The sequence below is a fragment of the Bradyrhizobium sp. MOS003 genome, assembly GCF_003020125.1.
In the GTDB taxonomy this organism is placed as follows: domain Bacteria; phylum Pseudomonadota; class Alphaproteobacteria; order Rhizobiales; family Xanthobacteraceae; genus Bradyrhizobium.
In genome coordinates, this window is the sequence record NZ_PYFW01000003.1 from 1 (window position 1) to 18,341 (window position 18,341).

An 18,341-nucleotide genomic window follows, 5' to 3' on the forward strand; every position below is an offset into this window, starting at 1 on the left:
AAAGGAATGGTCGGCTCCCGGGAGATCACGGCATAAGCCGTCCAGCCATCGCGCAGGGAAGGCCGAGTGATCGGCGACACCTGTATGCTGCTGTGCGGTCTTTTTTTGCGCATTATTCGCGCAGCAGACCGCGGGTGCCAGCCGGCACCCGGCCTTCCCTGCGCCCTCTTGGATTTAGGGGGTGGAGTGATCAAGCAAAGCTCGGGCGAATTGCGCCGCGAGAACGCGCAGGCATGTCTGCAAACGAAATGCGAGTTGGAGAGTGCGCAGCCGAAACTCGCTCCGTCATTGCGAGCGCAGCGAAGCAATCCAGAATCCCTCCGCGAAAGGATTCTGGATTGCTTCGTCGCGAGGGCCCCTCGCAATGACGTGGAGAGAGCGTGCGCCACACTCCGCCCTCGTGCCCCGGACGCGGCGCAGCGTCACTGCGTGCCGCAGCGCGTCCGGGACACGAGAGAGGGGGCGTCGCCCTTGCTCCATACCGGCCGCGCAACGACGCGAAACGATCAGACGTGCTGGCCGCCGTTGATGTGGATCTCGGCGCCGTTGACGTAAGAACTGGTGTCCGTGCACAGCACGTAGATGATCTTGGCGACCTCGTCGGGCGTGCCGAGGCGGTGCAGCGGAATCTGCTGATCGACGATCTTTTCGGTGCCGGGCGACAGGATCGAAGTGTCGATCTCGCCAGGTGCGATCGCGTTGACGCGGACGCCGACGCGTCCGAAATCGGACGCCATCTCGCGCGTCAGCGATGCGAGCGCAGCTTTCGACGTGGCGTAGGCGGCGCCGGCGAAGGGATGCACGCGCGAGCCTGCGATCGAGGTGACGTTCACCACGGAGCCCTTGGCGGCCTTCAACTCTTCGATCAGCCCGCGCGCGATCATGATCGGCGCGAAGAAATTGACGTGAAACACGTGCGTCCAGGTATCGAGGTCGGTGTCGACCGAGCCGAGCCGGGAGCCGCCCGGGCCCTTCGGCGAGATCGCGGCGTTGTTCACCAGCGCGTGCAGCATGCCGCCTTCGAGGCGGTCGCGGATATCGGAGATCGCGCGTGTCGTGTCCGCGGGATTGCTGAGATCGACCTGGATGTGATCCTCAGGGCCGGCATCCCATGGACAATCCTCCGGGAACGGATGCCGCGAGCAGGTGATGACACGCCACCCCGCCGAGGAGAAGCGGATCACGGTGGCGTGGCCGATGCCGCGGCTGGCTCCAGTCAGGAGCAGCGTGCGGCGCGGCGCATTGGACGAATGCGGCATGGACATCTTTCAGGTCGCCCTAAAGCTCACGGATACATCCGCGTCTTGGACCACGGTTGGCCGGCCGCGTCACGGCGAAATTCGATGCGGTCGTGCAAGCGGAACGGGCGGTCGTGCCAGAACTCGATCCGCGACGGCGTGATGCGCCAGCCGCTCCAGCCCGGCGGCCGCGGCACTTCGCCGATGACGTGTCTGGCCGCGACTTTCGCGATGGCCTGTTCGAAAGCGAAGCGGCTCTCCAGCTCCTGCGACTGCTTGCTCGCCCAGGCGCCGATCTGCGCCTGCTTCGGTCGCGTCGCGAAATAGGCGTCGGCTTCGGCCTCGGTCACCGGCGTCACGTTGCCGCGGATGCGGACCTGACGGCGCAGCGACTTCCAGTGAAAAAGTAACGCTGCCTTAGGGTTTGCGGCGAGTTCGCGGCCCTTCTGGCTGGCGATGTGGCTGTAGAAGACAAAACCCTCGGTATCGAAGCCCTTCATCAGCACCATGCGCACATCCGGCAGCCCGTCGGGGTCGACGGTTGCGAGCGCCATGGCGTTCGGATCGTTCGGCTCGCTCTTGATCGCCTCGTTCAACCAGGCCTCGAACAGAGCAAATGGTTCATCGGCGGCGGTAAAATCACCGGATGTTAAGGGTGTCTGGTGTTTCATCGAGGTCGTGTCGGTCATGTCTGGAGTCCGAGTTGCGTCCCGCGGCCCAAAACGCGTTGTTGTCCGCTGCCGCCCTATATAGGGCATGGGGATGCGTTGGCCTATCGGCGATCCGGCCGTCGGGCTTCGTGATGACGATGATTTTGATCGGGCTCGGCACCGGCGGCTGCAGCTTTTCCCGCAATGACACCGGCGCCTATGCCAAGGCCGACGACAGCGACCTCACCGGTTCGATCGCGCGGCCGGCGAAGGACGCCCCGCCAACCGAGACCGATCTCGCCTTCGCCCGCAACGCCGCTTCCGACGTCCTCAGCAAGGGCGACAGGGATTCCAGCCAGCATTGGGAGAATCCGGAGACCGGCGCGCGCGGTTCGGTGACGCCGATCGCGCAATCCTATGCCGCCGAGGACGGCCGCAGATGCCGCGATTTCCTGGCGAGCTACGTCAACGGGGCGACCGAAAGCTGGCTCCAGGGCGCCGGCTGCCAAAGCACCCGTGGCCGTTGGGAGATTCATACGCTAAAGCCGTGGCGGAGCTAGGATTCGGTCTGCGGACCTAGTTGCAAAAATGCCACTCCACCCCCACATGGATCGCAGGTGGGGCGGGGAGCCCTTTGAACAATTCGATGTCCTGAAGGAGACGTGACGGATGCGCGACCCCTATGAGGTCTTGGGGGTGCCGCGGAGCGCAAGCGCTGCCGCGATCAAGAGCGCCTATCGCAAGCTTGCCAAGAAGCATCATCCCGACAGCAACAAGGATGACCCGAAAGCCGCCGAGCGCTTCTCCGAGATCAACTCGGCGAACGAGATCCTCGGCGACGAGGACAAGCGCAAGCAGTTCGACCGCGGCGAGATCGACGCCGACGGCAAGCCGCGCTTCCAGGGTTTTCCGGGTGGTGGCGGGCCGCGCGGCCGCGCGGGTCCCGGCGGGTTCGAAAGCTATACGTTCCGCTCCGGCGGCGGTCCCGGCCAGGGCGGCGGCGGGTTCGAGGATATCCTCAACAGCATGTTCGGCGGGGGGATGCGTGGCGCCCGGCCCGGGGCCGGCGGCGGCGCCCAGTTTGAATTCGACACCGGCGGCGTCGGGCTCGATCTCGACGTGAACGTTGCCATGTCCGTCTCGCTGGAAGAGGCGGTCAAGGGCGGCGAGAAGCGCGTCCGGCTGCCGACGGGCAAGGAGCTCAACGTCAAGATTCCGGCCGGCGTCACCGAGGGTCAGCAGATCCGGCTTCGGGGGCAGGGCGAGTCCGCGCAGGGCCATCCGCCCGGTGATCTCCTGATCACCATCAGCATCGCGCCCCACGCCTACTTCAAGATCGAGGGCGCCGATCTGCGGATCGACCTCCCGGTCACGCTCTATGAGGCGGTGCTCGGGGCCAAGGTCCGGGTGCCCACCCTCGGCAATGCCGTGGAGCTCTCGGTTCCGAAGAACACCTCCAGCGGCCGGACCTTTCGTCTCAAGGGCAAGGGCTTGCCGAAGACTGGAGGAACCGGGGATCTCTTCGTCACCATCAGGATTATGCTACCGGACGGGAACGACGCCGAGCTTGAAGCATTGATGGAGAAATGGCGGGACCAGCACCCCTACAATCCACGTAGCGGGCTTGGTTAGGGCAAGATCCGAATCAAAGGGGTTCTCCTAAAGGCCTAGGGCATCGTCGAGGAGATGATGCTCATCATATGCCTGGAGCGTGGTAGCGCTTCGATGCTCGACGTGTCGGTTGCCCGGCGGGGCAGCCGATAAAAAGGTGCGGCCTCGAGAGGGGGACCAGCGCGGTACCAAAAACCCCAATCGAGGCCGCCCGCGTCGATCGGCGGATCGAACGCTGCTCATTTTCGCGTGATCATCCGGTGCGATAATGAGACGCGCCGATGTCTTCATTCCAAATTTTCAATGTCGGAATCTGGGCACCGTGCTCGCACGGTTGTCTAGGTGCCGTTTTTCTCGGCCTGATCATAGACCGCTTGCGCCACCCTGGTCAGCCGGTCGCGATCGCCGCCGCCGCTGACGACGTAGCCGACGCCGCGTTCGGCCCAGAACAATGCGCCGTCCTTGTCCGTGTTGGCGTAACGCATTTGCGTCGCACCATTCTCGGTCTTGGCGGTGTAGATCGTGTAGCGTTCGCCCGAGGCACCCTCATACATCAGGAAAGAGGCCGGCCCGTTCGGACCCGGCAAGAGCCGGCCGCCGACGAGCTTGAGTCCGCTCGCCTCCAGGTTCGGCGCGAACACGGTCCAGCCGCAGCGCCGGGTCAGCCAGGCCTGAAGGTGATCGCGCTCGTTGCCGCCGACCTCGACGGGGTGGCGGACCTCGACGACATAGAGGCGGTGGGCGTCGAGCGCATCCGCCGTAAAGCTCTGGAAGGTCGAGGGGGCATTGGCGGCGCCATGCGCGACCCAGCCGGCCGAGCCGCCGGCGACGAACGCAACCAGCACCGCCGCGGCGGCGCCATAGAGCCACTGGCGCGGGCGGCGTTCCAGCCGCTCGAGCTCCAGCCGTGCCGGCACCGGCTCCTGGGCGATAGCGTCGTAGCGGGCGTGCAGCATCTCAGCCATGGCGCGCCAGGACTGCACGCGCTCGGCCTCATCGGGGTGGGCGGCAAGCCAGGCCTCGACGTCGGCGCGGCGCTCGGCCGGCAGCTCGCCGTCGACATAGGCGTGCAGTTCGTCCTCGGTCACTGGGATCTTGCGGTCGTTCATATCGATCGTCTCTGGCTCTGTGGCCCTAAATGTCGTTCAAAGCTCAACTTCGCGTAGCTCATCAGCATGCTGGGGGCGGACGACACGCGTGCATCAAACCTGCCATCATTTCACCCGCCTGAGCGTCGGGCGCTCGCCCTCCAGCGAGGCCTTGACGTGGGCGCGGGCGCGGGCGAGGCGCGACATCACGGTGCCGATCGGCACGCCCTGGATGTCGGCGACCTCGCGGTAGCTCATGCCCTCCAGCATGACGAGGAGCAACACCGAGCGTTGCTCCTCGACGAGCGTCGCCAGCGCCCTCTCGATGTCGCGCCCTTCGGCTTCGGTGCCGCTGGCATCCGGGTTGTTCTCCGTCAACTGCATGAATTGCGGCCGCCTCGCCAGCGAGCGCCGCCTGTTCTTGTTGAGGTTGGTCAGGATCGTGTAGAGCCAGCTCCTGACGTCGCCTCCGAGAAACAATCGCTCCGAACGCAGTGCCCGCACTAGCGTGTCCTGCACCAGATCGTCGGCCGCGTCCGCGTCGCGCGTGAGCGCGCGGGCGTAGCGGCGCAACGCCGGGATCATGGCTTCCACACTCTGGCGAAACGCACTCATTGCGGTCTTGACGTCCTGGTATCAGGCGCGAGCGCCTCAACGATCATAACACCCGAACGGAACGGCTATTCCGCCGCTCGAAACAGCGTTAACGCGGCGTATTAGGGCTGTACCGCGAGGGAGGGCTGGTGTACCTCCAGGCCTCACCAAGAGTTCGACGGGACGTTCAAAAATGGCGCAGAATTCGGGTCTGATGCAAGGCAAGCGCGGAGTGGTCCTCGGCGTTGCCAACAACCGCTCGATCGCCTGGGGCATCGCCAAGGCATGCCACGCCGCCGGCGCCGAGCTCGCCTTCACCTATCAGGGCGATGCGCTGAAAAAGCGCGTCGAGCCGCTCGCCGCCGAGATCGGTGGCCTCGTGCTCGGCCATTGCGACGTCACGGATGCCGCGACCATCGATGCCGCGTTCGCGGTGCTGCAGGAGAAATGGGGCAAGATCGACTTCCTCGTGCATGCGATCGCCTATGGCGAGCAGCTCGACGGCCGCTACGTCGACACCACGCAGGAGAATTTCTCCAAGTCGATGCTGATCTCCTGTTACTCGTTCACGGCCGTGGCGCAGCGCGCCGAGAAGCTGATGACCGACGGCGGCTCGCTGATCACGCTGAGCTATTACGGCGCCGAGAAGTGGATGCCGCATTACAACGTGATGGGCGTTGCCAAGGCGGCACTCGAAGCCAGCGTGCGCTATCTCGCCGCCGACCTCGGCGAGAAGAACATCCGCGTCAATGCGATCTCGGCAGGTCCGATCAAGACGCTGGCGGCGTCCGGCATCGGCGACTTCCGCTATATCCTGAAGTGGAACGAGGCCAACGCGCCGCTCCGCCGCAATGTGTCGACCGAGGACGTCGGCGGCAGCGCGCTGTATCTCCTCTCCGACCTCTCGCGCGGCGTCACCGGCGAGGTGCATCACGTCGATTCCGGCTATCACGTGCTCGGCATGAAGCGGCCTGACGCGCCGGACATTGCGTTCGGCAGCAAGGACTAGCCATAGATCTGGAATGCCCGTGCCCACGATCTATTACCTTCGTCACGGCGAGACCGAGTGGAATGCGCTCGGCAGGCTTCAGGGCACCAAGGACATTCCGCTGAACGCGCGCGGCCGCGATCAGGCCATGCAGGCCGGCGGCGTGCTGGCGGACCTCTTCAAGCGCGACGACAAGGACAAGGCGGCGCTACCTTACGTGTCGAGCCCGCTCGGCCGTGCACGCCAGACCATGGAGCTCGCGCGCGGCAAGCTCGAATTGCCGCTTGCTGAATACGCGCTCGACGATCGCCTGCGCGAGATCGGCTACGGCGTCTGGGAGGGGCTGACGCTGGCCGAGAGCGAGGCCAAAGATCCCGAAATCTACGCCAGGCGCCTCGCCGACAAATGGACGGTGGGACCTGTGGGCGCGGAGACCTACGCTGACGTGCAGGTCCGCGTGCGCGCTTGGTACGACCAGCTTCGGACCGACACCGTCGCGGTGGCCCATGGCGGCACCTGCCGGGCCCTGATGGTCTCGCTCGGCCTGGAGACGCCGGCGAGCGCCGCCGAGCTCTATATCGAGCAGGGCGCCGTCTACGTGTTTCGTGAGGGGCGGCTGGAGAAGTTCAGTTAAGCCCGGCGCGCTGCCCCATCTTGGGCCGTCATGCCCGGGCTTGTCCCGGGAATCCACGCACTTACTCGCTCGTGGCGGCCCGGAACGTGGATGGCCGGGACAGGCCCGGCCACGACGACTGCGGGCATATTTGACGCATATTTCGGGGCGAGCTAAGTCAGCACTGACTTACGATCCAGCGAGCAGCGATGTCCTTCAACACCTTCGGCCACATGTTCCGCGTCACCACCTTCGGCGAGAGCCATGGAGTGGCGATCGGCTGCGTGGTCGATGGCTGTCCGCCGATGATCCCGCTCACCGAGGCCGACATCCAGCAGGACCTCGATCGCCGCCGGCCAGGCCAGTCGCGCTTCACCACCCAGCGCCAGGAGCCGGACCAGGTCAAGATCCTGTCCGGCGTGATGGCGCATCCGGAGACCGGCGTGCAGGTGACGACGGGCACGCCGATCGGACTCCTGATCGAGAACACCGACCAGCGCTCGAAGGACTATTCCGAGATCAAGGACAAGTTTCGTCCGGGTCACGCCGACTTCACCTATGAGGCCAAATATGGCCTGCGCGATTATCGCGGCGGCGGCCGCTCCTCGGCGCGCGAGACGGCGACGCGCGTCGCCGCGGGTGCCATTGCGCGCAAGGTGCTGCCTGACGTGAAGGTGCGCGGCGCACTGGTGCAGATCGGCCCACACAAGATCGACCGCGCGAAATGGGACTGGGACGAGATCGCCAAGAATCCGTTCTTCTGCCCTGACAAGGACAAGGCCGCGTTCTTCGAGACCTATCTCGACGGCATCCGCAAGAGCGGCTCCTCGATCGGCGCGGTGATCGAGGTGGTCGCCGAAGGCGTACCGGCCGGCCTTGGTGCGCCGATCTACGCCAAGCTCGATTCCGATCTGGCGGGCGCGATGATGACCATCAACGCGGTGAAGGGCGTCGAGATCGGCGCCGGTTTCGGCGCCGCCGAGCTGACCGGCGAAGAGAACGCCGACGAGATGCGCACCGGCAATGACGGCACGCGCTTTTTGTCCAACCATGCCGGCGGCGTGCTGGGCGGCATTTCCACGGGGCAGCCGATCGTGGTGCGTTTCGCAGTGAAGCCGACCTCCTCGATCCTGCAGCCGCGTCTCACGGTCGATCGCAAAGGTGCGGACACCGAGATCTTTACCAAGGGCCGCCATGACCCCTGCGTCGGCATCCGCGCCGTCCCCGTCGGCGAAGCCATGATGGCCTGCGTGCTGGCCGATCATTTGCTGAGGCATCGCGGACAGGTCGGCTGATCGCCCATCTTCACGCTGGCGGGACCGTCGTCGATCCGGCACGATGTGACCATGAGCAGCGTTTCACATCATGATGTCGTCGACTGGCTGATCTCGGCCCGGCACCCCATGGACAATCCCGAAGGCTGGATGGCCGAGTGCTGCGAGCGCATGGTCGAGGCCGGACTGCCACTCTGGCGCGTCGGGGTCTTCATCCGGACGCTGCATCCGGAGGTGTTCGGCCGCAACTTCATCTGGACCGAGGGCGTGTCGGGCATCCAGATGGGCACGGTCGACTTCGAAATCCAAACCACCCCGGAGTTCCAGGCCAGCCCCCTCAGCATCGTGTTCAGCGACGAGGTCGAGGTGAGGGGCAATCCGCATGGTCCCGAGGCCGAGCGCTTTCCGGTCCTGCTCGATCTCAGGAACGAGGGCGCGACCGACTATCTGGCGCTGCCGCTTCACTTTCTCGACGGCACGCTTCACGCGATGAGCGTGAGCACACGGCAGCCTGGCGGCTTCGATCCGGAGCAGATCGCGGCGCTTCGCGTGATCATCGAACCGCTGGCGCGCATCATCGAGATCATCTCGCTTCGCCGTACCGCCGAGATGCTGCTCGACACCTATGTCGGCAACCGCGCCGGCGCGCGCATCCTCGGCGGCCAGATCCGCCGCGGCCACAACGACACCATGCAGGCCGCGATCTGGCTGTCGGATCTGCGCGGCTTCACCGCGCTGTCGGACCGGCTGCCGGCCGAGACCGTGGTCGAGATCCTCAATCAGTATTTCGACTGTCAGGTCGCCGCGATCCGCGGCCATGGCGGCGAGGTGCTGAAATTCATGGGCGACGGCCTGCTCGCGGTGTTTCCGATCGACGAATATGTCGGCGACGCAGCCCATGTTTGTTCGCGCGTGCTGGAGGCGGCGCGCGAATCCCGCGCCAGCGTCGAGGCGCTCGCCTTTCCGGTCGGCGACGTCGTCGAGCGCTTCCGCTTCGGCGTCGCGCTGCACGTCGGCAATATCCTCTACGGCAATATCGGCGGCGGCAACCGCCTCGACTTCACCTGCATCGGACCGGCCGTGAACCTTGCCGCGAGGCTCGAGAAGATCACGGGTCGGCTGGGACGGACCGTCGTCGCCTCGGAAGGTTTCGCCAATGTCGGCCGACACGATTGGCACGAACTCGGCGAATTTCCGATCGCAGGATTTTCCAAGGCGCAGCGTGTGTATGGACTCCGTGAGGAGACGCCGGCGGTGATGGCCTAGCGGACGGCATCGTCGGCGGAACTAGTCAATGCGGACATAGGACTGTCTCAGACCAAGAGTCAGGATCGTCAGAGTGATCCACAGCCGCAGCATCGCAAAACTGAAGATGAAGCAGAAATAGATCAGGTTCTTGGTGAACTGCGTCGCCGACGAGGTCTGCCAGAAATTCCAGATCGCGATCCGCACGGCTTCCTGTCCATAGGCGAGGGCGACGTTGACCGCGCCGAGCACGATGACGGCTGCGCCGAGCCACAGCCCGCGCCGCACGAATTCGCCGATCGCGGCGAACAGGGCGACCTTGCCGTCGTCGCGCTCGGCGCGGACGATCATGAGCAGCACGAGTGCGGCGATCCATGCACTCCAGAACCGACCGGGATGGGTGAACTGGTCGAATGCCATGCCGTCGAGGCCCGCCATCAGATGATACGAAGCCTCGTAGCCGATCGCTGCGGCGCTGAGCGCCGCTGTGATCATCACGAGCATGATCCGCCACAGGATCGAGAAGGAGAGCTTGAACTGTTCGCCCAATGTCAGCGTGCCGAGCGAGGATTGGCCGCCGGCAGCCTCGATCGATTGTCGTGCCGTCGCAAAGAAGGCCAGCAGCACCGAAATGTCGGCGACGATGATGGCCGGCAGCGCCACGGCGCCGCCGCCGAACGCGATCACGCGCATTGCAGCCGCCAGGATCAGCCAGGGCAGGGCGTGCAGCAGCTTGAACGGACCAAACGAGGTTTCGGGGCGGGCTGGCTCGAGTGCGAGCTGTTTGCGCAGTGCGACTGTCATCGCGTTGTGGTGGCACAGGAGATTAAACCTGCGGTAGCGCCGATAGCTAAAATTGATCCGAAGGGGCAGACCGGCCTTTATTCCTCCGGTTCGGTCGTGAACAGCAGCGGATAGCCCTTGGCGCGGCCGGCATCGGTGGCGCGGGTGGCCTTGGTCTCGGCGACGTCCTTGGTGAACACGGCGACGACGCAGGCGCCGAGTTTGTGCGCAGTGATCATCACCTTGTAGGCCTGATCCTCCGTCATGCGGAATTCGGCCTTGAGGATCATGGTGACGAACTCGCGCGGCGTGTAGTCGTCGTTGATCAGGATGACCTTGTGCAGCTTCGGCCGCTCGACCTTGGTCTTGGTCCTAGTCCTGATTTTGGGCTTGGCGGTGGTGTCGTTCATCGCGTCCGAAACACTGTGATGAGCGAGCGTACCATAGCGCAGGAGGGGGAGGCTCTCCAAGATGGGTGCCCGGTCCCATCATGCAGCTGCGGCCGGGCAGGAATGCATCGCACGCCCGCTTCGCTCATGGAAGCGCGCGGACGAGATGGAGCGCGGCGACCAAAGCCGCCACCGACAATGCGACGGATGCGACCATATAGGCGGCTGACGCCCATGTCTGCCCGCGCTCGATCAGGTACCAGGCATCCAGCGAGAAGGTCGAGAACGTGGTGTACCCGCCGCAGATTCCAACGGTGAGAAAGATGCGTGCGGCTTGCGGAAGGTTCCATCTGGTCGCGAACAGAGCGGTGAACGTGCCGATCAGGAACGATCCGGTCACGTTGATGATCAAGGTACCCCAGGGAAAATCCGCGCCGAACGCCCGGCCCGAACCGATCGCGACGAGATAACGGACGACGGCGCCGAGCGCCCCGCCGCCGGCGACGGCGAGAATGTATTGAATGTTCAAAGTCTCGTTCCCTTGTTTGCGAATTGCATCATTTGTCCCCCGCTGCCAGACCGTTGCCGACGGCCAAGAGTCCTACGAGCGCGATCAATGCGAATCCGAGCCCTGCGAGGAATGTGCCGGCCGGACCATAGGCATCCCACAGCGCGCCGGCGATCACGCTCGCGGCCAGCAAGGCAAGGCCGGTGAACAGGTTGAAATAGCCGAACGCGGTGCCGCGCAGGCTGGGCGGCGCGGCGTCGGCGACGAGCGCCGAGAGCAATCCTTGCGTCAGTCCCATATGCAGCCCCCACAGCACGACGCCGAGTGCGAGGCCGCCGAGGCTCGGCAGCAGCGCGAGCGCGAGATCGGCTCCCGCGAGGAACACGAGTCCGAGCGCGAGCAGGCCGGTCCGGTTGATCCGGTCGGAGAGCACGCCGGCCGGATAGGCCGACAGCGCGTAGACGACGTTCATGAGCACCAGGACGGCCGGCACCCACATCACATTGAGCCCGATGTTCTGTGCGCGCAGGATCAAGAAGGCCTCGCTGAAGCGCGCGAGTGTGAAGACGATTCCGACGGCCACGACGCGCCAATAGACCGCACCGAGCTGCCGCATCGCGGCGAGATTGAGTGGATTCCTGGCCGCCTCCCGGCTTGGGTCCGGCTCGGGCTCGCTCACGGCAAAGGCGATCAGGCCGAACGACAGGAAGGCCGGCAGCACCGCGAACCAGAACACGAGAGCGAAATTGTCCGCCGTCCACCACATCAGGCCGATCGCCAGAAGCGGCCCGACGAAGGCGCCGATGGTGTCGAGCGACTGCCGCAGGCCAAAGCTGGCCCCGCGCAGTCCGACGGGGACAATATCGGCGATCAGCGCATCGCGCGGCGCGCCGCGGATGCCCTTGCCGATGCGATCGACGAAGCGCGCCGCCACCAGCCATTCGACGCTGGACGCAAGCGGGAAGAGCGGCTTGGTGAGGGCCGCGAGGCCATAGCCGAGCGCCGCGAGCAGCTTGCGCTTGCCGAGCCAGTCGGACAACGCGCCGGAAAAGATCTTGGTGATCGAGGCCGTCGCCTCCGCGATGCCCTCGATGAAGCCGACGGTGAGCGTCGAAGCGCCGAGCACGGTGACGAGATAGACCGGCAGCAGCGCGTGGATCATCTCTGAGGAGATGTCCATCAGCATCGAGACGAAGCCGAGCACCCAGATCCCCCTGGGCAGCGCGCGACGTGCAGCATTCGGTGTCGTCGTCACGTCTTCGTCTTCTCCTGGCCTTTGCACCAGACAACAAAAAAACCCGCCATTGGCGGGTTTGTCCATGCTCCCGCCGAAGGCAGAGGCGCAAAAATCGCCCCTCCTCAAGCAGGAGTCATCAGCCCATCACGGTCCAAGATCGGGTTCAAGACCGGCGGGCGGTTATCGGGGGACTCCATCCCCATCTCTGTGGCCAACCTAGCATGGAAATCGTGCCGGACAAGTGGGTGGAGCGCCCCGTCCCGCGGCTGGTCGTTCCGACTTCGCGCATCGTGAGCCCCGATGATGCGAGCAATTTGGCGCGTTCCGACAGACGAGCGCGGAACACCGTGGCCGCTTTGCGCAAGGCGCGTGCACTTCCAAGCCGCAATTCCTTAACTCGAATGTGAAGCGCAAGCGATCTTCGCCCTTTGCGGCTCGGCGATTGCATGTCACCATCGCGTCATACGACGGGAGACTGCGATGCGCATGCTGTTCTCGATCGGGGCTGTGCTGGTGGCCGGCATGTTTGCCGGAGGGGATGTCGCGGGCATCGCGGCACCGGGACCAAAATTCGAACCGCCAAAGAACGAGCCGCAGCGGCTTGCGGCCGACAGGGACGCGCAGACGGTCGACGTCGAGCTGATCCTCGCCGTCGACGTGTCTTACTCCATGGACATGGACGAGCTCGCGATCCAGCGCGAAGGCTACGCGCAGGCGATCCAGTCGAAGGAGTTCCTTCAAGCGCTGAAGCTCGGCCCGAACGGCCGGATCGCGGTGACCTATTTCGAGTGGGCCGCCTCGAGCGACCAGAAGATCATCATCCCCTGGCGGCTGGTCGACGGCCCCGAGACGGCGGACGCGGTCGCCGCCGAAATCATGAAGACGCCGATCCGGCGCGCCTCGCGCACCTCGATCTCCGGCGCGATCACGTTCGCGATGCCGCTGTTCGACGAGGATCCCTATCGGGGCCTGCGCCGCGTCATCGACATCTCCGGCGATGGCCCCAACAACAATGGCGGCCCGGTCACGGTGGCGCGGGATGCCGCGCTGGAGAAGGGCATCGTCATCAACGGCCTGCCGATCATGGTCAAGGAGCCGTCCTATTCGACCATGGATATCGACAATCTCGATTTCTACTACGAGGACTGCGTCATCGGCGGTCCCGGCTCCTTCGTCATCACGATCAAGGATCGCGACAAGTTCAAGGAGGCGATCCGCACCAAGCTGCTGATGGAGGTCGCCGGCCGCACGCCGGAGCGTCCCGTGATGCGGGTCGCCGACAAGGAGCCGCGCGTCAACTGCCTTATCGGCGAGAAGATCTGGTCGGACCGTTGGGGGCGCTAAACCCGGTGAGACCTTTTGACCGCCCGGCCGATAAAGAATTTAACCATTCGTTTACCGACGCCGGGTCCTAATCTCATAGTTTCTGTTCGTTTCAAGTCGGCATCCTGACATTGCCGAAGCGAGCAAAGCGGGTTGTCAGGCCCGTCCGAGCAATGCCATGGCCGTCATCTCATCGAGCACCAACCAGATATCGCCCGCCAACGAGCGCCTGTATCACCAGAGCGCTCTGGTCGGCGACTGGAAGGGCAATTGGGTGGGCAACGGCAACCAGCCCGTCGGCTTCAAGGTCGTGAACATCCGCGGCTCCCGGGCGCAGGTCGAGTACACCCATAACGGCCGTACCGATCGCGGCTTTGCCCAGGTCCAGGGCACCCTCATCACCTTCGGCGGCGTTACCGTCGGTACCAAGGACGGCAAGAACATGGTGCTGCTGTTCTCGGTGGGGGGCGCCGGCAAGCAGACCGCGAACCTCGAGAAGCAGGCCCCGCCGGCTTCCGACAGCAATCTCATGGGGAGTTGGGGCGGCTATTCCAGCGACAACGGCAAGAGCGCGAGCTTCAGGGTGCTCGCGGTCGATGGCAAGGAAGCGCAGGTCAGCGTCACCACCGACGGCATCACGCGCCAGGGAACCGGCTACGTCTACAAGAACGTCATCATGTTCGGGCAGACGCAGATCGCGACCGACGATGGGCAGAACGGCAAGATCATCTACCAGGTCGGCACCAAATCCTTCATGGTGCCGGTGACGAAATATCCACCGGCCGACACGTCGTCCACCGTCGACCGGACGGCATAGCATTCACGGCCGCGATGCGCCGGATTGCGCCGGTGGTTTTAACTGTCGGTCGCCTCTCTCAGAATCGTGCAGGCCTGTGCGAAGCCGCCGACACCGATCGATCGCCAAGCTGCGGCTGCGACGTTGGGGGGGCGCTCCGCTGGCATTGGGGACGTTCGAGGCGTATAATCGCAAAGATCCTCACGGTAGCCTTCTATGCCCAGCCTCGTCTCGTCACGTCGTCTTGCAACTCTGCTTGCCGTGCTTTGCCTGACCGCAGCACCCGCCTATGCGCAGGTCGCGCCGCTGCGATATTGGATCCCCGGCGGGCCTTTCGGCCTCGGCGGTAGCCCGGGCCAGAGTTCCGATCCTGACGGTCATTTCGCCGGCTTCAATGCCGGCGGTGCAAATTGGCGCAGCGGGTCGAACGGCTTCTTCGTCGGCAACCAGCGCGGCAGCCTCAATTGGAGCGGGCTCAGTCAGACCGGCCTCGGTCAGAACGGACTTGGTCAGAACGGACTTGCCGGCAATTTCAGCGCGCTCTCATATGACGGCACGCAGTTCGGCTACAACACCAAGACGATGGGCGGCATGCCCGTGACATTCTTTGCCGGTTTCGACACGTTGAAATATGGCAATGGCATCGGCAGCTCGGTTGCGCCGTTGACCGGCGCGGCACCCGGCACCAGCGCATTTGCCGGTGTCGAATTCAAGCCGACCTCAAACCTCAGCCTGTCGTTCGGAGCCGGTTTCATCCAGCAGGATTCCGGCCGCATGGATAGCGATATCAGATCGAACATGCTGCCCGGCGAGTCGCCGGCCCTGAGCGGCCTGCGGCGTTAGGATCGCATCACCAGTTCCGGCGGACGTCGCAGCGATTTCGGCAGGTCCGGGCCGTAACCGAAGCGCATTACGATATCGGCGCGCCGCTCGCCGAGCCCGAGCGAGGTCGCAAATTGCGGCCTCAGCCTTGCCACTTCCACCGGCTGGTTGACGAAGGAATATTTGAGTCCCAGTGCGGTCGCCTGCAAGCCGAAGCGCTGGCAGGCACGGCCGACCGCGATCCAGTGCGATTTGTCGCTGCGATCTGCCGCGAGCACGACGACGCCCGCGGAGCTGGCAAGCTGTTCGCGATATCTCTTGTTTTCTCCGCTCTCGGTGAAGAAGAACTTTAGCAGCGGCCGCGCCAGCCATGACGGCAGGGACGGATTTCCCGACGCAGGCGAGAACAACCCGTCCGTGGTCGCGAGCGCCTCGCTCTCGTTGAAACGAAGCCAGCTCACGAGCTCACGCATGAAGGCCTTGTCGCGCATTTGCGCCGAGTTACCTTCGAGCACATAGTCGGTGACCCCGGCGATGGCGGTGCGCTCGGTCATCAGGATGGCCGTGACATCAGGTTCGCGACAGGCGTTCTCGAGCTGGCGCAAGATCTCGGGCGTCGCCGGCTTGCCGTCGAACGTAGCGCGGGTGCATTGCCTGGCTGGAATTGCGGTCGCCAACGCCGATGCGGCCGGCGGGGCCTGCTCGAGCGCGATCACGATCCGGTCGCCGTCGAGGACCGGATCAGCGCGCCAGCCCAGCGTGGATGCGGCGAGGATGAGGTTTTCGGCGGCGCAGCCGAGACTGACGAAGAGGTGATGATCGTCCGGATCGACGGCGGGACAGCGGCGCGCGAAGTCCGGCGCGATCGCGATCTCGTTGCCGCGAGCGGAGAAGATCCACGGCTGGGTGTTGTGGCTGTTGGCGGCGAGGGTGGCAAAGCGCACGAGCTCGCGATCCCGAGGTACGGCCTGCAGCGGAACGCGTGATGACGTCGCCGCTTCGTCATAGGTCATGGCCGCAGCTACAGCTGGGCCACCAACGGCTGCAGTCGAAAGTCCGAGCGCTGCCGCGATGAATTGACGTCGGTCAACCACGAAGGTTCGCTCCACGTTGAATTTGCGCAGGACGCTTTTAGCGCTGGTGGAAGGCGTAGCAATTGACAGGCCTCAAGGTCGGAGACCCCTCGCTCTACCGCGTGAACTTGGCCACCAGCTCCACATGCGGCGTGTGCCGGAACTGATCGACCGGCACGACGCTGTCGATCTTGTAGCCGCCATCGATCAACAGCCGCGCGTCGCGGGCAAAGGTCGCGACGTTGCAGGACACCGCGACCACCACGGGGACCTTGCTCGCGGCGAGCTTCAGCGCCTGCGCCTGCGCGCCCTGGCGCGGCGGGTCGAACACCACGGCCTCGAAATCACGTAGCTCCGGCGGCACCAGCGGGCGGCGGAACAGATCGCGCGGCTCTGCCTTGATCGGCTTCAGGCCCGGCGTGCGTGCGGCCTTCGCGAGTGCGGTGATGGCGCCGGCGTCGTTGTCGAAAGCGGTGACGCGGGCCTTCTCCGCGAGTCGCAGAGCGAACGGCCCGACGCCACAGAAGAGGTCGAGAACCTCCTTGGCCTTGCCGATGCGTTCCGCGACGAGCGCTGCCAGCGTCTCTTCGCCCGCGACGGTTGCCTGCAGGAAAGAGCCCGGCGGCAGCGTCACCTCAGCGCGGCCCATCATGATTGTCGGCGCCAGGCGTTGCAGCACCAATTCGCCATGGCGCGTCAGTCGCGCCAGGCGGTGCTGCTCGGCGACGCGCGAGAGCGCGGTGACGAGCGGCGTCGGCAGCGGGCCGGAGCCGCGGACGTCGACATCGAGGCCGTTGGCGGTGGCGGTGACCTGGATGTCGAGCGGCTTGGTCACCGGCATCCTGGACGTCAACGGCTCCGCCAGCGCCCAGGCGGCTTCGAGCGCGCCATTCAGCGCCGGATCGAGGATCGGGCAACGATCGATCGGAATGACGTCGTGCGAGCTCGTCGCCGAGAAGCCGACCTTGAGGACGTCATGTGTGCCGAAGCGGCCGTGCAGCGTGATGCGCCTGCGCCCGGCGCCATGGGCATCGACCAGCGGTGCGACCTCGCAATCGATGCCGGCCTGTGCCAGCGTCTCGACCACGATGCCGCGCTTCCAGGCCCGATACGGCTCGGCCGCCCAATGCTGGATGGCGCAGCCGCCGCAGACGCCGAAATGCGGACAGAACGGCGCGATCCGCTCGGGGCTTGCGACGTCGACCGCGAGCAGCTTGCGGCGGTCGGGATGGTTGCCCAGGACGTGATCGACCTCGACGGTCTCGCCGCCAAGCGTGTAGGGCACGTAGACCGCATCACCGGCGTCGAGGCAGACACCGTCGCCGCGATGGCCGACATGATCGATCCTGATGCGCTCAACCACGACGCGCGCCCAGGAAGAATTCGACATTGCCGTCGCCGCCCGTAATCGGCGAGGGGAATACGTCGGTGTCGGTGCAGCCGAGCGAAGCGGCAAAGGCTGCGATGTCGTCGCAGATCTCCCGGTGCACGGCGGCGTCGCGGACGATGCCCTTCTTGTTGTGCTTCCTGTCAGCCTCGAATTGCGGCTTGATCAGCGCCAGCAGGCTCATCGGCGCGGCCGCGAGCGACAGCGCCACCGGCAACACTGATTTCAGCGAGATGAAGCTGACGTCGATGACGACGACATCGGGCCGCGCCGGCAGCCGTTTGCCGTCATAGCTGCGAATGTCGGTCGCTTCCATCGACACGATCTTGGAATGGCCGCGCAGCGAGGGATGCAACTGGCTGGTGCCGACATCGATGGCGAACACCAGGCTCGCGCCGTTCGCCAGCAGCACCTCGGTGAAGCCGCCGGTGGAAGCGCCGATGTCGAGGCAGACATGGTCCTCGATCTCGATACTGTAGCGCTCCAGCGCTCCGGCGAGCTTGACGCCGCCGCGCGAGACGTAGGGGTGCGCGGGCTCGGCCTGGATCACCGCGTCCTCGGCGATCGTCTCCGATGGCTTTGCGACCTGCCTGTCGTCGGCCGTGACGAGACCCGCCTCGATCGCCGCGCGCGCCCGCGCGCGGCTCTCGAACAGGCCGCGCTCGACCAGCAGAACATCCGCGCGCTTGCGGGCAGGGGACATCGGATCTCCGGAGAAGGGT

At 65.1% G+C, this 18,341-nt stretch carries 20 protein-coding genes and 1 riboswitch; of the genes, 9 read left to right on the forward strand and 11 right to left on the reverse strand.

Annotation, left to right across the window (positions count from 1 at the left end; genetic code table 11):
* Nucleotides 1–506 precede the first annotated feature (506 nt).
* Nucleotides 507–1,259, reverse strand: coding sequence for an SDR family NAD(P)-dependent oxidoreductase (locus tag C7G42_RS14920; protein ID WP_106950415.1), 753 nt, complete (start codon nt 1,257–1,259; stop codon nt 507–509).
* 26 nt (nt 1,260–1,285) lie between these two features.
* Entirely contained in the window at nt 1,286–1,927 is a 642-nt protein-coding gene (gene pdxH, locus C7G42_RS14925) for a pyridoxamine 5'-phosphate oxidase (protein ID WP_106949754.1), read from the reverse strand.
* A gap of 113 nt (nt 1,928–2,040) precedes the next feature.
* On the opposite strand from pdxH, the gene C7G42_RS14930 reads away from it, so the two are divergent.
* Together C7G42_RS14930 and C7G42_RS14935 are read left to right on the forward strand one after the other, a co-directional pair.
* The gene (locus C7G42_RS14930) at nt 2,041–2,448 is read left to right on the forward strand and encodes an RT0821/Lpp0805 family surface protein (protein WP_199580921.1); all 408 of its coding nucleotides are present in this window, start codon (nt 2,041–2,043) and stop codon (nt 2,446–2,448) included.
* Between the two features lie 109 nt (nt 2,449–2,557).
* Nucleotides 2,558–3,520 carry a DnaJ C-terminal domain-containing protein gene (locus tag C7G42_RS14935; RefSeq protein ID WP_106949755.1) on the forward strand — a complete coding sequence of 321 codons (963 nt, stop codon included), beginning with the start codon at nt 2,558–2,560 and terminating at the stop codon, nt 3,518–3,520.
* 317 nt (nt 3,521–3,837) lie between these two features.
* On the opposite strand, the gene C7G42_RS14940 is transcribed toward C7G42_RS14935, so the two are convergent.
* Nucleotides 3,838–4,608, reverse strand: coding sequence for an anti-sigma factor family protein (locus C7G42_RS14940; RefSeq protein ID WP_106949756.1), 771 nt, complete (start codon nt 4,606–4,608; stop codon nt 3,838–3,840).
* Nucleotides 4,609–4,713: 105 nt separating this feature from the next.
* Nucleotides 4,714–5,202: an RNA polymerase sigma factor gene (locus C7G42_RS14945; RefSeq protein ID WP_028144186.1), complete on the reverse strand. Its 489-nt coding sequence runs from the start codon at nt 5,200–5,202 to the stop codon at nt 4,714–4,716.
* 172 nt (nt 5,203–5,374) lie between these two features.
* On the opposite strand from C7G42_RS14945, the gene fabI reads away from it, so the two are divergent.
* The 4 genes from fabI (at nt 5,375) to C7G42_RS14965 (ending at nt 9,322) form a co-directional block, all read left to right on the forward strand.
* Nucleotides 5,375–6,190: an enoyl-ACP reductase FabI gene (gene fabI / locus C7G42_RS14950; RefSeq protein WP_106949757.1), complete on the forward strand. Its 816-nt coding sequence runs from the start codon at nt 5,375–5,377 to the stop codon at nt 6,188–6,190.
* A 13-nt stretch (nt 6,191–6,203) separates the two neighbouring features.
* Nucleotides 6,204–6,803 (forward strand): histidine phosphatase family protein, encoded by a 600-nt coding sequence (locus C7G42_RS14955; RefSeq protein ID WP_106949758.1) that lies wholly within the window; start codon nt 6,204–6,206, stop codon nt 6,801–6,803.
* Nucleotides 6,804–6,991: 188 nt separating this feature from the next.
* Nucleotides 6,992–8,077, forward strand: a complete 1,086-nt coding sequence (gene aroC, locus C7G42_RS14960; RefSeq protein WP_106949759.1) for a chorismate synthase — start codon at nt 6,992–6,994, stop codon at nt 8,075–8,077.
* Between the two features lie 51 nt (nt 8,078–8,128).
* The gene (locus tag C7G42_RS14965) at nt 8,129–9,322 is read left to right on the forward strand and encodes an adenylate/guanylate cyclase domain-containing protein (protein ID WP_106949760.1); all 1,194 of its coding nucleotides are present in this window, start codon (nt 8,129–8,131) and stop codon (nt 9,320–9,322) included.
* Between the two features lie 21 nt (nt 9,323–9,343).
* Here the strand turns inward: C7G42_RS14965 and C7G42_RS14970 are convergent, their stop codons facing one another.
* From C7G42_RS14970 to C7G42_RS14985, 4 genes are all read right to left on the reverse strand, one after another.
* A complete protein-coding gene (locus C7G42_RS14970) occupies nt 9,344–10,105 on the reverse strand; it encodes a hypothetical protein (RefSeq protein ID WP_199580922.1) in 762 nt (253 codons plus the stop codon).
* A 77-nt stretch (nt 10,106–10,182) separates the two neighbouring features.
* Nucleotides 10,183–10,494 carry an ATP-dependent Clp protease adapter ClpS gene (clpS, locus tag C7G42_RS14975; protein WP_106949761.1) on the reverse strand — a complete coding sequence of 104 codons (312 nt, stop codon included), beginning with the start codon at nt 10,492–10,494 and terminating at the stop codon, nt 10,183–10,185.
* A gap of 124 nt (nt 10,495–10,618) precedes the next feature.
* Nucleotides 10,619–11,002, reverse strand: coding sequence for a fluoride efflux transporter CrcB (gene crcB / locus C7G42_RS14980; RefSeq protein ID WP_106949762.1), 384 nt, complete (start codon nt 11,000–11,002; stop codon nt 10,619–10,621).
* A 28-nt stretch (nt 11,003–11,030) separates the two neighbouring features.
* Nucleotides 11,031–12,302: an MFS transporter gene (locus C7G42_RS14985; RefSeq protein WP_349627527.1), complete on the reverse strand. Its 1,272-nt coding sequence runs from the start codon at nt 12,300–12,302 to the stop codon at nt 11,031–11,033.
* A 36-nt stretch (nt 12,303–12,338) separates the two neighbouring features.
* A riboswitch (Fluoride riboswitch) is annotated at nt 12,339–12,428 on the reverse strand.
* A gap of 270 nt (nt 12,429–12,698) precedes the next feature.
* On the opposite strand from C7G42_RS14985, the gene C7G42_RS14990 reads away from it, so the two are divergent.
* The 3 genes from C7G42_RS14990 (at nt 12,699) to C7G42_RS15000 (ending at nt 15,180) form a co-directional block, all read left to right on the forward strand.
* Nucleotides 12,699–13,562: a DUF1194 domain-containing protein gene (locus tag C7G42_RS14990; protein ID WP_106949764.1), complete on the forward strand. Its 864-nt coding sequence runs from the start codon at nt 12,699–12,701 to the stop codon at nt 13,560–13,562.
* Between the two features lie 157 nt (nt 13,563–13,719).
* Nucleotides 13,720–14,358, forward strand: a complete 639-nt coding sequence (locus tag C7G42_RS14995) for a hypothetical protein (protein ID WP_106949765.1) — start codon at nt 13,720–13,722, stop codon at nt 14,356–14,358.
* A gap of 195 nt (nt 14,359–14,553) precedes the next feature.
* Nucleotides 14,554–15,180, forward strand: coding sequence for a hypothetical protein (locus tag C7G42_RS15000; protein ID WP_106949766.1), 627 nt, complete (start codon nt 14,554–14,556; stop codon nt 15,178–15,180).
* Here the strand turns inward: C7G42_RS15000 and C7G42_RS15005 are convergent.
* From C7G42_RS15005 to C7G42_RS15015, 3 genes are all read right to left on the reverse strand, one after another.
* The gene (locus tag C7G42_RS15005) at nt 15,177–16,253 is read right to left on the reverse strand and encodes an Acg family FMN-binding oxidoreductase (RefSeq protein ID WP_245427732.1); all 1,077 of its coding nucleotides are present in this window, start codon (nt 16,251–16,253) and stop codon (nt 15,177–15,179) included. The genes C7G42_RS15000 and C7G42_RS15005 overlap by 4 nt on opposite strands.
* Before the next feature lie 94 nt (nt 16,254–16,347).
* Nucleotides 16,348–17,595 (reverse strand): class I SAM-dependent RNA methyltransferase, encoded by a 1,248-nt coding sequence (locus tag C7G42_RS15010; RefSeq protein ID WP_106950418.1) that lies wholly within the window; start codon nt 17,593–17,595, stop codon nt 16,348–16,350.
* Nucleotides 17,588–18,322 (reverse strand): TlyA family RNA methyltransferase, encoded by a 735-nt coding sequence (locus C7G42_RS15015; protein ID WP_106949768.1) that lies wholly within the window; start codon nt 18,320–18,322, stop codon nt 17,588–17,590. The genes C7G42_RS15010 and C7G42_RS15015 overlap by 8 nt, the downstream gene beginning before the upstream one ends.
* Nucleotides 18,323–18,341 lie beyond the last annotated feature (19 nt).

Coding starts and splice junctions, on each gene's coding strand:
- C7G42_RS14920 (WP_106950415.1), bottom strand. CDS start 1,259: ATGCCGCATTCGTCCAATGCGCCGCGCCGCACGCTGCTCCTGACTGGA.
- pdxH (WP_106949754.1), bottom strand. CDS start 1,927: ATGACCGACACGACCTCGATGAAACACCAGACACCCTTAACATCCGGT.
- C7G42_RS14930 (WP_199580921.1), top strand. CDS start 2,041: ATGACGATGATTTTGATCGGGCTCGGCACCGGCGGCTGCAGCTTTTCC.
- C7G42_RS14935 (WP_106949755.1), top strand. CDS start 2,558: ATGCGCGACCCCTATGAGGTCTTGGGGGTGCCGCGGAGCGCAAGCGCT.
- C7G42_RS14940 (WP_106949756.1), bottom strand. CDS start 4,608: ATGAACGACCGCAAGATCCCAGTGACCGAGGACGAACTGCACGCCTAT.
- C7G42_RS14945 (WP_028144186.1), bottom strand. CDS start 5,202: ATGAGTGCGTTTCGCCAGAGTGTGGAAGCCATGATCCCGGCGTTGCGC.
- fabI (WP_106949757.1), top strand. CDS start 5,375: ATGGCGCAGAATTCGGGTCTGATGCAAGGCAAGCGCGGAGTGGTCCTC.
- C7G42_RS14955 (WP_106949758.1), top strand. CDS start 6,204: ATGCCCGTGCCCACGATCTATTACCTTCGTCACGGCGAGACCGAGTGG.
- aroC (WP_106949759.1), top strand. CDS start 6,992: ATGTCCTTCAACACCTTCGGCCACATGTTCCGCGTCACCACCTTCGGC.
- C7G42_RS14965 (WP_106949760.1), top strand. CDS start 8,129: ATGAGCAGCGTTTCACATCATGATGTCGTCGACTGGCTGATCTCGGCC.
- C7G42_RS14970 (WP_199580922.1), bottom strand. CDS start 10,105: ATGACAGTCGCACTGCGCAAACAGCTCGCACTCGAGCCAGCCCGCCCC.
- clpS (WP_106949761.1), bottom strand. CDS start 10,494: ATGAACGACACCACCGCCAAGCCCAAAATCAGGACTAGGACCAAGACC.
- C7G42_RS14985 (WP_349627527.1), bottom strand. CDS start 12,302: ATGGACAAACCCGCCAATGGCGGGTTTTTTTGTTGTCTGGTGCAAAGG.
- C7G42_RS14990 (WP_106949764.1), top strand. CDS start 12,699: ATGCGCATGCTGTTCTCGATCGGGGCTGTGCTGGTGGCCGGCATGTTT.
- C7G42_RS14995 (WP_106949765.1), top strand. CDS start 13,720: ATGGCCGTCATCTCATCGAGCACCAACCAGATATCGCCCGCCAACGAG.
- C7G42_RS15000 (WP_106949766.1), top strand. CDS start 14,554: ATGCCCAGCCTCGTCTCGTCACGTCGTCTTGCAACTCTGCTTGCCGTG.
- C7G42_RS15015 (WP_106949768.1), bottom strand. CDS start 18,322: ATGTCCCCTGCCCGCAAGCGCGCGGATGTTCTGCTGGTCGAGCGCGGC.